A 13060-nucleotide genomic window follows, 5' to 3' on the forward strand; every position below is an offset into this window, starting at 1 on the left:
TCAATGTTTCCGTGAAACAGTGAAATGCTCTAACTCTTTGTTTTTCCGCATTTTCGGACGGAAAACCGTTTCACACTTTTCCTGAAAATGCTCTAGAGTGTTATCCTCATAAGTCATTGTATCTTTTTTGTTTTAATGACTTATACGGCAAGGTCTGTCACTGCTCCACCCGCAGCAAAAGCGCCGTCGTATCGTCCGACTGTTTGTAGCGGGGAAAGCGCAGACCGTCCGGGTCGATTTCGCGTTCAAAACGGCGCAGTTCCGAGACGAGGGCGCCAAGGCCTGCGGTTGCGGCACGGCGGATGAGCTCTGCCTCGCCATAGGCGTGATAGAGGCTGACGAGATCGGCCAGTCCGTCCGAGCAGATTATGGCGGTTGCGCCGCCGGTGATGGCGATCTCTTTGATGCAAAGGTGGTCGGCCACTTCGGGCACAAGGCCAAGCGTCCAGACGGAGCCGTCTTCCGTGTTCTGCCGTTCCCGGCTCCGGCGCAGATCGGTCAGCGTTTGCGCGTCGCTCGCGGCAATGCCGCTTTGGCCGATGCCGCCGACGCGCGTGATATGTTCACGGGCCGCAGCCTGTTCGCGTTCAAAAGCCCAGGGCAGGGCGATATGCGTCTCGGCGCGTCCATCGTCATGCAGCAGATAGGCGACGCTGTCGCCAAGCCCGATGAAGTCGAGGTTTTTGCCACGCATTCGCAGGCCTGCCAGCGCCGCCACCGGCCATGTATAACGCGGCTGTTCCCCGGCGATGGCGGTGAAAGCCGTTCTGGCATCTTCTGAAATCCGCCGGATGACGGTAGCGGCATCCGCCTCGGCGGTCATGTCTGCCGCCAGACGCTCGGCGGCAAAGGCGGCGATCCATTCGGCATCCGAACCATGGCCTGGCATGAACTGCCGCTCACCAAGCCCGGTTGCGCCATCCAGCACGAAGGCGCAACTGTCGTTCCAGACGGCCCGGTCCTCATTCGGGCGATTGTCCTTGCCGGGATCGGTGATGCTGCCGATAATCGTCAGACGCGGCATCAATCCGCCAGCACCAGCAATTCGTCGGAGGCGATTTTCACCGTCACCGTTTCACCGATTGTCGGCGGTGCATGGGACGAATCATTGAACATGTCGAAGCTGAGTGGTGTGCCGCCGACATCGAGCCGTGTTCGGATCACCGAGCCGAGGAACTGGCTGGACGAGACCGTGCCGGAGAGCTTCAGATCGCCCTTGGCCCCTTCGGCCAGCGAGCCTGCTTCCGGGCGCAGCGCCAGCGTGATCGGCTCACCTGCCTTTTTGTGGATCGGCTTGTTCAGGCTAAAGGTGGTGTCGCCGATCCGGACCGAATTGGAGGAGGGATCGACCACTTGCGCCTGCAACAGGCTGAGCGTACCGACAAAGGAGGCGACGAAGCGCGTCTGCGGACGGTTATAAATTTCGAAGGGTGTGCCGATCTGGTCGGCGCGGCCGCCATGCATGACGACGATGCGGTCGGAAATCGACAGTGCCTCTTCCTGGTCATGGGTGACGAAAACCGTGGTGATGCCAAGCTGGCGCTGGATCTCGCGGATTTCCTCGCGCAGCGATACGCGGATTTTGGCGTCCAGTGCCGACAGCGGCTCGTCGAGCAGCAAAACCTGCGGCTTGGGGGCGAGCGCACGCGCCAGCGCCACGCGCTGCTGCTGACCGCCGGACATCTGATAGGGATAGCGGTCGGCCAGATGGTCGAGATGGATCAGCTTCAGCATCTCCATCACCCGCTTTTCAATCTCGGCTTTTGAGAGCTTGGCGATTTTCAGGCCGAAGGCAACATTGTCGAACACATTCATGTTCGGAAACAGCGCATAGGCCTGAAACACCATGCCGATGCGGCGACGATTGGGGCGAAGCCCCGTCACATCATTGCCATCGATGATGATCGATCCGGCAGAGGGTGTCTCGAAGCCTGCCACCATGCGCAGCACCGTGGTCTTGCCGCAGCCCGACGGCCCGAGAAAGGAGACGAACTCGCCCTTGCCGATGGACAGGTTGAAGTCCTTGACCACCGTATTCGTGCCAAAGCTCTTGCTGACGGCGTCGATACGCAGGAAACTCATGGGGTGGCACTCCTTGAAGACGGTTGGGTAAAGCGCGGCAGCCAGCGCTGCCCCGGCTTTCTGCTGCCGAAGAGCTGCATCAGCGCCATGCAGACCCAGGTGAGGCCGAAGGACAGAATGGCAATGGCGGCTGGCTCATAGGCGCGGTCCTGGCCGAGCTGAACCATGAAGGGGCCGAAGGCCGGACGGTTCAACAGGCTGGCCAGCACGAATTCACCCAGCGAGATGGAAAAGGTCAGGAACGCGCCGGACATGATGGCCGAGCGCACATTGGGAAAGATCACCTGCGCCACGGTGCGCAGTCTTGACGCGCCAAGGCTTTCGGCGGCCTCGGTGAGTGTGGCGATATCGATCACGGCCATGCCGTTATCGACGGCGCGATACATATAGGGCAGCGACAGAACCACGTAACCGATCACCAGCAGTGTGTTGGTGCCCTGTTCGGAAATCGTCATCGGCAGCCAGGAATCGGAACCGAACAGCCGGATATAACCGAACACCAGCACCACGGGCGGAATGATCAGCGGCATCAGGCTGATGAATTCAACGATGGGGCGGATTTTCGGCAGTCTCAGCCGCACCCAATAGGCGGTCGGCACCACGACCAGCGCGCCGACGATGATCGCCATCAGTGACACGACAGCCGAATAGCTCAAGGTGGCGAGGAACTGGTCGTTGGAAAACACCGATTGATAGGCGGCAAAGCTCCACTTTCCACGGATCATCTGTAGCGAGAACTGGAAGGTGGCGTAAAGCGGCACCAGAAAATAGCTGGCGGCAATCAATGCAATCAGCGCGGAAACGAAGGGGAACTGTTTTTTCATTTCTGCCACCGTTCCGCCCGGCTGCGCAGGATGAGATAGAGCGTGTTGCTGGCACCCATGATCACCACCATGCCGACGGCCAGCGCATAGCCGAGATTGGGATTATAGAGCACATTGCCCTGGATCTGCTGGTAAAGCACGATCGGTACCACGCCATAGCTGGAGCCGGTCAGTGCATAAACCGTGACCAGCGTGCCGAAAGCATTGGCAAAGAGCAGCAGAAAACAGCCGAGAATGGAGGGTGTGAGCACAGGCAGCGCCACCTTGGTCCAGTATTGCAACCGGCTTGCGCCGAGAATTTCAGCGGCTTCACGCCATTCATGCTTCATCCCGTCCAGCGCCGGGGTGATGATCAGCACCATCAGCGGCAGCTGGAAATAAAGATAGGTGATCGCCAGACCCCAGAAGGAATAGAGGCTGAAGCCCGTCGCATAAAGATTGATGCCGAAGACATCGCGCAACAAGACCGTGACAAGACCGAGGCGCCCAATGGTGGCAATGAAGGCGAAGGCGAGTGGCACACCGGCAAAATTCGAGGCAACGCCGGAAAAGGTGGTAAAGGCATTGCGGACCCAGCGCGGCAGGCCGCCCAGCACCACGGCATAGCCGACCAGCAATCCGCTCACGGCCCCAAGGGCGGCAGCAACAAAGCTCAGCCGCAGCGACAACGAATAGGCCGCGAGAATGGTGGGTGAGGTTAGCGCGATGAAATTGGCAAAGGTGAAGGCGCCTTCACGGTTCTGAAAGGCCCCTTCGACAAGGTAGAGAACCGGCGCGATCAGGAAGAGGATGGCAAAGAGGAAAAAGGGCACGACGCCCAGCCAGTCCCAATTGATCCTGCTGCCCTGCCTTGAAACAGGTTTCATCGATGCGGATTGCGGCGGATCGGCGGACATGGTTTCGGTTGCGGTCATGCAAACATCCTGAATTTTGAGGCTCTGCGATCTGGCTATCGACACAGTGTCATGTGCGGCAGACCATTCGCATCACCAAAAAGCAAAAAGGATGCCGGTTTTCACCGGCATCCTGATTGTCAAAAGGCTTACTGGCCCATTTCCTTGGCCCAGTCGGCAGCCACGACGGCCTTGGCCTCAGACTGTTCGGCAAGGGTCGGGAACACGGCCTTTGCATAGCTTTCCGGCGACGGCATCTTGGCGAGCAGCGCCTGCGGCACGGCCTTGTGTGCAGCCAGATCGTTGAAGCGGATCGGGTGGCAATAGCCAGCCAGCCAGCCGAGCTGACCTTCGTCGGAATAGAGATATTCCATCCACAGCTTGGCGGCATTCGGATGCGGTGCGTAAGCGGAAATGGCCTGAACGTAAACACCGGCGATGACGGCGTCCGACGGTACCACGACATCCATCGGCGGGTTGCCATTCAGCTTGTCGCGCATGGCCAGAACATTATAGTCCCAGTCGAACAGGATCGGCGTGGTGCCCTGAGCCATGTTCTGAGCGTTGCCGTTGACCGGCACGAGATTGCCGCTGGCCTTCAATGCCTTCATATAGGCGATACCGGCCTTGGCGGCGTCTGCACCCTTCTTGCCGTCGGTCTTGGCGGCGCCTGCGGCGTAAACCGTCATCATCGAGCTGTTGCCCGTGCGCGGATCGCCCGGCATGGCGACGGAATTGGCATATTCCTTCTTGGTCAGGTCGGCGAAGCTCTTCGGCACATCCTTGATGATGTCCTTGTTCACGCCAATGGCGAGAACGCCGTAATAGTCGCCATACCAGTAACCGTCAGCGTCCTTGGCCGTTGCGGGAATGCTGTCCCAGGTGGAGACCTTGTAAGGCTGGATCAGGCCGTCTTTCTTGGCTGACGGGCCGAAGGAAAGACCAACATCGATCACGTCGGGAGCCTGCGGGCCCTTGTTGCCCTTGTTGGCCTTGATCGCTTCGATTTCATCGCCCGAACCGGCATTGGGGTTCAGTTCGTTGACCTTGATATCCGGATATTTTTTCTTGAAGCCGGCAATAACCTCACCGTAGCCGCACCAGTCGTGGGGAAGGGCGATGGTGGTCAGCATGCCTTCCTTCTTGGCGGCAGCGACCAGCTCGGCGCTCGGGCCTGCGGCGGCGGCAAGACTGGTGGAGGCGAAGACCATGGCGGTCGAAAGCGAAAGCAGGTGGCGCAAACGGATGTTCACTGGTTGTCTCCCTTATGGTGAGCGTAAAGCCGAGGCTTCAATAGGAGCCGCACATGATAGTTATGTGACGGTTAGGCAAAGATGGACACACAAAAATATTATCCAGCTGGATAGATGAAGATCGGCAGGAGACGTTCAGGTCTTCGATGCACAAAACCAGTGTCTGTTTGCTGATGGTGCGAATGCCAGCCCGCATCGTCTGATTGTTCCCCTGTCCGGTCTTCGCCGGTTTGTCATAAATAAGACGCCCGATGTGGAACAAGTCAACCATCCGTTTTCACATATCTTTGGATTGCCCGGTGAAGTACCTGCTGACGGGGGGATCGAACCTGACCGCCTTTCGGTCTTTGTCTGCTCGCCTCGCCATCGAAAGCATCTGGAGCCGGACGGCTGGGCATGCTGTGAATGCGCCATATCCTGTTGACAAGCGCGTCTAATGGTTGAAAATTTGCTCCGCTGCGCATGGCAAAATCCGTTGCAGCTTGCCATCAGCCAGTTTTGCGTCGTTTTATGGCGCTGGCGGGATAGTGTTGTTTTTTGAATTTTGCAAAACCAAGGCGTGCATTTCGTCCGGTCAAGGATCATGACCTGACGGCCCGAATGACGGGTCAGAGAAAAGATCCCCGGGAGTGTCGGAAGTCTGCAAGCTGTCAGGTTCAAACAGAACCGGGCGGCGTTCTGTTCTGTCGTCACGGCAACAGCCGATGTCGGCAGACAGGTATCTGATCAGACAAATATCTGACCGGCTGAGACACTCCGGCACAAGGGGAACTTCATGAGCGATTACACGGAGAGTGACAAGGCGCAGGATATCCATATCCTGCATTCCATGGGCTATGCGCAGGAACTGGAGCGGCGCATGAGCTCCTTTTCCAATTTTGCCATTTCCTTTTCGATCATCTGCATTCTGTCCGGGGGGATCAATTCGCTGGCTCAGGCGACCGCGGGGGCGGGCGGGGCTGCCATCGGCATTGGCTGGCCGCTCGGCTGCGTCATTTCCGGCGTCTTTGCCCTTGGCATGGCCCAGATCGCCTCGGCCTATCCCACGGCGGGCGGGCTTTATCATTGGGGGTCCATCCTCGGCAACCGCTTCACCGGCTGGTTGACCGCATGGTTCAACCTGATCGGGCTCGTCACAGTTCTGGGGGCCATCAATGTCGGCACCTGGGGCTTTTTCTCCGGTTCGCTTGCCGGCTGGTTCGGCATCAATGTCGATACGACCACGGCTCAGGGCTTTGCCAACCAGATCATCTTCGTTGCCGTCATCACCGGGCTGCAGGCGCTGATCAATCACCTCGGTATCAAGCTGACGGCAAAGCTGACCGATCTCTCCGGCTATCTGATTTTCATCACCGCCATCGCGCTGACGGTGGTTTGCCTGATCGGCGTCAAATCCTGGGACATCAGCCGTATCTGGACCTTCACCAATTATTCCGGCCTGCCGGCAGGCGATGCTGCGGTCTGGCCGAAAACCGGGGATATGTGGTATATTTTCGCGCTCAGCCTGTTGCTGCCCATCTATACCATCACCGGCTACGACGCCTCCGCTCACACATCGGAAGAAACGGTGAAAGCCTCCGAATCCGTGCCGAAAGGCATGGTCTCCTCGGTCTGGTGGGCCTCGCTCTTCGGTTATATCATGCTGCTCGCCTTTCTTCTGGCGATACCCGACATGCATGAGGCGGCCAATCAGGGCTGGAACGTGTTTTTCTGGACGCTGAACAGCATCACGAATCCCATCATCGCCAATCTTCTCTATCTGGCGATTTTCATCGCCCAGTTTATCTGCGGTCTGGCGACGGTGACCTCGGTGTCACGCATGATGTATGCTTTCGCGCGTGATGGCGGTCTGCCCTTTTCCAAAGCGCTGGCCAGCGTCAGCCCGCGGTATCGTACGCCCTCGATTGCCATCTGGATCGGGGCGATCCTGTCGGTGCTGTTCGTCTGGGGGGCTTCACTCGTGACCATCGGCGGATCGTCGGCCTATACGATTGTCGTCTCCTGCACGGTCATTTTCCTGTTCCTGTCCTTCATCATTCCGATTGCCCTGGGCATGAAGGCGATCGGCACGGCCAAATGGCCGACAATGGGACCGTGGAACATGGGCATCGGTTTGTACAAGCTGGTAGGGCTGCTGGCACTGGTCGCCATGGCGGCGATCTTCGTCATCGGCGTACAGCCGCCGAACCAGTGGGCGCTTTATATCACCGTCGGTTTTATCGTGCTGACGGCGGTGATCTGGTTGCTGTTCGAGCAGCGCCGCTTCAAGGGCCCGCCGATCGGCGAAGAAGTTGCCCGCCGTCAGGCCGAGATTGCCGCAGCAGAAAAGGCGCTTGGTGAGGTCTGACGACACAGGCATCCGAACGTAAAACCGGGGCAGGGCGGTTCGCCATCCTGCTCCTCTTTGCTGAAATCGAATATTGTTCCTGTTTTATTAGCAGTTGATTAGACTGCGACGGCTATACTCCATCCAGGGAGATGGAGGAGAAGGATGTTAACAGGTGTTGCTCTCAACGCCTTGGCTCACATGGCTTCCTCCGGGCTTCCTGGAATCCGCGAGAATCCGATGACGTGATGCGGTGGCAATGTTCCCCGCTCATGAAGGAGAAGGATGTACGGCCATGAAAACCAATGCAACATGGACCTATCCGACTGAAATCCGCATCGGTCGCGGACGGATTGAGGAACTGGGCGCGGTCTGCCGACAACTCGGCATGACCAGACCGCTCATGGTGACCAACAAGGGGCTGGCCTCGATGGCGATTACCCGCGGCGCCCGTCTCGCCTTGAAAGAGGCAGGTCTCGACCACGCGCTGTTCAGCGAGATCGATTCCAACCCGAGCGACCGCAATCTGGAGGCCGCCCTTCTCCTTTGCCGTCAGGGTGGCCACGATGGCGTGGTAGCCTTTGGTGGCGGCTCGGCCATGGATATCGGTAAATGCCTTGCGGTTATGGCCGGTCAGGCCCGCTCGCTGTGGTCTTATGTCGATAGTCCCGAAGGACTGAAAGCGGCGGATGAACGGGTTATCCTGCCGCTGGTGGCGGTGCCGACCACGGCCGGCACCGGAGCGGAGGTGGGCGCGGCCAGCGTCATCACCAATACGGCAACCGAGATGCGCACCTACGTTTCCCATCCGCGGATGATGCCGGATGTGGTAATCTGCGATCCGGAACTGACGGTCGGGATGCCGAAAACCATCACTGCCGGAACCGGCATGGACGCTTTTTCCCATTGTCTGGAGGCCTATTGCGCCCGGACCTATCATCCCATGGCGCAGGGCATTGCTGTCGAGGGAATGCGGTTGGTCAAGGATTTCCTGCCGAAGGCCTATACCGATCCGGTCGATCTCGAAGCGCGGCTGAACATGATGTCGGCCTCGATCATGGGGGCGATTGCCCGGCAGAAAGGGCTGGGCGCCATTCACGCCCTGTCCAATGCCATTGGCGTTTTTCACCCCATACATCACGGAACGGCCAATGCGGTGCTCATGCCCATGGTCGTTGCCTTCAACCGCAAGGCCATCGAGCACAAGATCGAGCGTCTGGCCGGATATCTGGAAATTCCCGGTGGTTTCGACGGGTTCTATCAGTTTCTGCTGGATTTTCGTACAAGCCTCGCCATCCCGCGTGATCTGAGTGAACTGGGCCTTGTCGGTGACGACATCGACCGGCTGACGCCAATCATCCTGCGTGATCAGAATGCAGCAAACAATCCGGTGCGGTTGACGGAGGAATCGGTGATCGAACTTCTGACGGGGTGTTATTGAGCCATGACGAGAAGGGGAATGTTTTTTGTTATTTTCTAAAATATGAATGGAATTACACGCTATTGGTGATTTATTAACCAATTTCAGTAACTCTTCATAAACCGGCACGATGATCCGGTGCCAGACAGAGCAATGAGTGGCTCATACGCGCAGAGGACTATCATGCCCGTCATCTCATTTGCCAATGCCAAGGGTGGCGCCGGAAAAACCACGGCTGCCCTCATTTTGTCCACCGAACTTGCCCATCAGGGCTATCGCGTCGTTATTATCGATGCCGATCCGCAGCGCTGGATCAGCCAATGGGCGGAGCTTTCCGGACCGCAGCCGAATATCGAGGTGATTTCCGAAGTGTCGGTGGGCTCGTTGCAGGGCCATATCCGCGAAGGCCGTCGTTCAAGCGATTATGTGATCATCGATCTGGCCGGTGCGCGCGATGCGCTGGTCACCATGGCCATCGGCCTGTCCGATCATGTGATGATCCCGGTGCAGGGCTGTGCCATGGATGCGAAGGGGGCTGCCCAGATCCTCGATCTGATCGAGCAGATGCGCATTGCCGGCAATCTCGTCATTCCTCATTCCGTGGTTTTGACCCGGGTTGTCTCCATGGTGACGACGCGGGCGCTTCTGGCGATCAAGGGGCTGTTGATGGCGCGCGGCGTCAATGTGATCACGACACCGATCGTTGAGCGCAGCGCCTTTCGTGATATTTTCGAGACCGGCGGCACGCTTTATTCCATGGACCCGCAACGGGTCAGCAATCTGGACAAGGCCCGCGACAATTCCCGCTTTTTCGCCGAGGAAATCATGCGGATTCTTCCGGTCAAAGTGGTGCGCTCCGCCAGCTCGAAATTCATGCGGCTGATTACGGCAGCCTGAGGCCTGACACTTCAGCTTTCTGATGTCGGCTTTGGCCTGTCGGGTGGGTCTGCCCCGGTTTGCGCCTGCTGGATAATGCTTAAATCGCAATCGATTTAGAGCATTGTCCCGAGAGAAGTGCATAGCGGTTTTCCGTCCGTAAATGCGTCAAAACAGAGAATTGGAGCAGTCTACAGGGCCGTGCGCCATATATGCGCACGGCCCTGTAGACTGCGTGAGGGGCAGACATTTTCCCGGCCAAAGGCAGTTTTTCCGATCTTGTATCAATCTGCACCGCTTCCGTGCCACATACTGGTGAAGTTTTGAGACTACTATCGAATTGGGCAGGTTGGCAGGTTTTAAACACGTATTTTATCGGACACGGGCTGCCATCTGTGTCATGCCAAGGACAGGCTGAACGCAGCTCTTTTGTTTCGTCGGTAACGCTGAGGCCATGCGTGCAATGGGCGTTCTGTCCAGCGTCACAAAGGACGTGTGTATGAGCGTTTCAGCTTTGCCGTGAGCCGGCAACATATGACTGAAACAGGCTTCCTGTTTATAAATATCTGTTTTTAAATGAGAATTTAAGTAATATGTTCTATGAGAGAGCCATTTCATGCAGATTGTCATTTTTACGATTGGCACGGAAGGGGATGTGCGTCCTCTTGTTTCTCTGGGCTGCGGTCTGAAACAGGCCGGTCATCAGGTCCGTATTGCGTCCGATCCCGGTTGTGCCGGTCTCATTGAACAGGCCGGTCTGGAGTTTGCCCCGCTTTCGGGGGATTTTATCGGTTGGATGCGGGCTGACCAAGCTCTGCAAAAGCAGGGTCTGGCGGTGTTTTCCATGGTCCGGGCCTTTCAGCAGCGGCTGCGAGATCTGGCGCAAACTTGGCCCGAGCAGGGGCGGCGCGCGGCGGAAGGTGCCGATCTTCTGATCGGCAATGGCATGGTGTTTCTGCTGGCAGAGGCGCTGGCGGAGACCCTGGGACTGCCGGTGGTTGAAACGCAGGTCGTGCCAACTCTTCCCTCACACAATCCGCCACTGATGCCCATGCCGACATGGATGTATGGTTTACCGCCTGCCGCCAATTATCTTCTCGGTCATATGGTGCGCCGCATGGTCTGGCATGTGTTTCGCCCGGCTTATAATGACGTCGTGCGGCCCACGCTCGGTCTTGCGCCTTATTCCCGGCGCGGGCCGAATTCTGCAACAAGCCCGCATCTGAAACTTTTCGGCTATAGTCCCACTCTGGTCGAGCCGGGTCGCAACTGGCCGAAGACGGTGCATGTGACAGGCCCATGGACATTGGAGGAGGCTGAAAGCTGGCAGCCGCCGGTAAGGTTGCAGCGGTTTCTCGAGGCCGGGCCGCCTCCGGTCTATGTCGGTTTCGGCAGCATGTTCAATCACGATGCTGAAGCCTTTACCGCCACGGTCATCAAAGCGGTGAGGCAGGCCGGAAAAAGGCTGGTTCTGGCCCGTGGCTGGGGCGGACTTGCCGCCGATTTTGCCGATGACGATCAGGTTATTGCCATCGAGCGCGCCCCGCATGACTGGCTGTTCCCCCGCATGGCGCTGGCCGTTCATCATGGCGGTGCCGGCACCACAATCGCCGCCTGCCGGGCGGCCATTCCCTCTGTGGTGCTGCCGGTCTTCGGCGATCAGCTGTTCTGGGCGCTGCGGCTGCAAAAGCTGGGGGTGGCGCCATCTCCAATTGCCCGCGAAACACTGACCTCCGACATGTTGTCTGCGGCAATCCGCATGGCCGACAGTTTGCCCATGCGCCAGCGGGCCGAGCAGTTGGGCAAAACCTTGAACGCGGAACGCGGTGTTGAAACGGCGATTGCGATCCTGGAGCGGGCCGGTCTGCTGAGCAGTGCCTATCGAAGGGCAGGGTGATCTCTGCCCTTCGATCTGAAGTGTGTCGCAGACTTACCCGACAAATTCCACCGTCACGCCCGGCGAAACCATTTTTGCCAGGGCGGTTGCATCCCAGTTGGTCAGGCGCACGCAGCCATGGCTCTGGGTTCTGCCGATCAGAGAGGGTTCCGGCGTACCATGAATGCCGTAGGTTGGCTTCGATAGGGCAATCCAGACGCTACCAACCGGCCCGTTCGGACCCGGCGGAATCAGCAGAACCTTGTCATTGCTGCCCTGTTTGAAGTTGATCTTCGGATTGTAGGTATAGGTCGGATTGAAGGCGACGCGCACCACCGACACCGTGCCGGAGGGCGAGGGCGTATCCTGCGAGCCGATGCTGGCCGGATAGGCGGCAATCAACTGACCATCCGCGCCATAGGCGAAAACCTGCTTGCGGCTCTTGTCGGCAATGATCTTCACGACCTTGCCGGAGGGGCTGGTACCCAGATTGACCACCTTGATCGTCGTGCCGGGCACGGAAAAATCGACGCCGGGATTGAGCGCCTTCAGATAGCCCTCATCCATGTGGAATTTTTCCGCCAGCATTTCCGCAACAGACGTATAGCCCAGATAGGGCATGGCGGCTTTCTTGCTGTAATCCTCCGGGATCGAAGCGACATAGGGGCCTGCGGCATCGGCTGCGGTGATGGTATAGGTGGTGAAGGCCAGACCGCCATCGCGTTGCAGATGGTCCATGATGGCATTGGTGTCTTTGGGATCAAGCGTCTCGCCGCTCTTCTGTTCCCAGGCTTGCAGGGCTTTTTCCAGATTCTGACCCATGCGCCCGTCGATGGCGCCCGGAGAAAATCCCTCGCGTGACAAAAACACCTGGAGCGCGGTGATGGCAGGCGTTGCCTTGCTGCTGACCGTGGCCGGATTGGCGACTTGCGGCGGCAGGCCGGTTCTGTCGCCCTGCATCGGTCCCTGATCGGGAATGGTGGAGGGGCTGTCCGGGGCATAGGACGGATCGGCGCTGTCGCCATCGGGCGGCATGTCGTCGGGTATGCCCGCCGTTTGCGTATCGCTGCGGTCCCAGCCGCCGCCAGAGGGGGCGGGCGGATAGTAATCCGGTCCGTAGTTGGGGCCGTTGTCATAGCCGCCTGAGCCATAGCCGCGACCGTAAACCTCGTTGGCCGGCATTTCGGTTGCCACGAGATTGCCATAGCGGTCGACCAGGATTTTATGGCCCATACGATCGCGCATCACGGTGACGGAGCCACGCTCGGGCACATAATTCAACACTTCACCCGAAGGGGTGATCAGCACGGTGGCCTGATCGGGCACATCTCTTTGCCGCTGGAACGGGTCCCAGGCCTTTGCGGGTGCGCCCATGAGGGAGGTGAGGGCGAGAATGACAAGTCCGGTTTTCCAAAAGGGCTGCACGGGCGGATTTTCCGATGAAATGACGGGCAAGAAAAGCGGGAAGAATCCTGGATGAACCGATCCCCGCAAAGCCGCACAAACACGC

10 protein-coding genes are annotated in these 13060 nt (G+C 58.5%); 4 read left to right on the forward strand and 6 right to left on the reverse strand.

Annotated elements, in window-relative coordinates; genetic code table 11:
• Window positions 1-157: 157 nt before the first annotated feature.
• The 5 genes from NAC44_RS17760 to NAC44_RS17780 form a co-directional block, all read right to left on the reverse strand.
• Window positions 158-1024, reverse strand: a complete 867-nt coding sequence (locus tag NAC44_RS17760; RefSeq protein WP_250942899.1) for a hypothetical protein — start codon at window positions 1022-1024, stop codon at window positions 158-160.
• Window positions 1024-2082, reverse strand: a complete 1059-nt coding sequence (locus tag NAC44_RS17765; RefSeq protein ID WP_250942900.1) for an ABC transporter ATP-binding protein — start codon at window positions 2080-2082, stop codon at window positions 1024-1026. Before NAC44_RS17765 ends, NAC44_RS17760 begins: the two co-directional genes overlap by 1 nt.
• The gene (locus tag NAC44_RS17770; protein WP_250942901.1) at window positions 2079-2906 is read right to left on the reverse strand and encodes an ABC transporter permease; all 828 of its coding nucleotides are present in this window, start codon (window positions 2904-2906) and stop codon (window positions 2079-2081) included. Before NAC44_RS17770 ends, NAC44_RS17765 begins: the two co-directional genes overlap by 4 nt.
• A complete protein-coding gene (locus tag NAC44_RS17775; RefSeq protein ID WP_250943051.1) occupies window positions 2903-3772 on the reverse strand; it encodes an ABC transporter permease in 870 nt (289 codons plus the stop codon). The genes NAC44_RS17770 and NAC44_RS17775 overlap by 4 nt, the downstream gene beginning before the upstream one ends.
• Before the next feature lie 176 nt (window positions 3773-3948).
• A complete protein-coding gene (locus NAC44_RS17780; protein ID WP_274706951.1) occupies window positions 3949-5010 on the reverse strand; it encodes an ABC transporter substrate-binding protein in 1062 nt (353 codons plus the stop codon).
• Window positions 5011-5827: 817 nt separating this feature from the next.
• On the opposite strand from NAC44_RS17780, the gene NAC44_RS17785 reads away from it, so the two are divergent.
• The 4 genes from NAC44_RS17785 (at window position 5828) to NAC44_RS17800 (ending at window position 11571) form a co-directional block, all read left to right on the forward strand.
• Complete coding sequence (locus tag NAC44_RS17785; RefSeq protein WP_250942903.1) at window positions 5828-7399, forward strand: amino acid permease; 1572 nt, start codon at window positions 5828-5830, stop codon at window positions 7397-7399.
• Between the two features lie 274 nt (window positions 7400-7673).
• Window positions 7674-8819 (forward strand): iron-containing alcohol dehydrogenase, encoded by a 1146-nt coding sequence (locus NAC44_RS17790; protein ID WP_250942904.1) that lies wholly within the window; start codon window positions 7674-7676, stop codon window positions 8817-8819.
• Window positions 8820-8981: 162 nt separating this feature from the next.
• Complete coding sequence (locus tag NAC44_RS17795; RefSeq protein ID WP_250942905.1) at window positions 8982-9695, forward strand: ParA family protein; 714 nt, start codon at window positions 8982-8984, stop codon at window positions 9693-9695.
• Between the two features lie 595 nt (window positions 9696-10290).
• Window positions 10291-11571, forward strand: coding sequence for a glycosyltransferase (locus tag NAC44_RS17800; RefSeq protein ID WP_250942906.1), 1281 nt, complete (start codon window positions 10291-10293; stop codon window positions 11569-11571).
• 33 nt (window positions 11572-11604) lie between these two features.
• On the opposite strand, the gene NAC44_RS17805 is transcribed toward NAC44_RS17800, so the two are convergent.
• The gene (locus tag NAC44_RS17805) at window positions 11605-12924 is read right to left on the reverse strand and encodes a L,D-transpeptidase family protein (RefSeq protein WP_250943052.1); all 1320 of its coding nucleotides are present in this window, start codon (window positions 12922-12924) and stop codon (window positions 11605-11607) included.
• Window positions 12925-13060 lie beyond the last annotated feature (136 nt).

It is taken from the genome of Allorhizobium sonneratiae (assembly GCF_023700755.1).
GTDB lineage: Bacteria > Pseudomonadota > Alphaproteobacteria > Rhizobiales > Rhizobiaceae > Allorhizobium > Allorhizobium sonneratiae.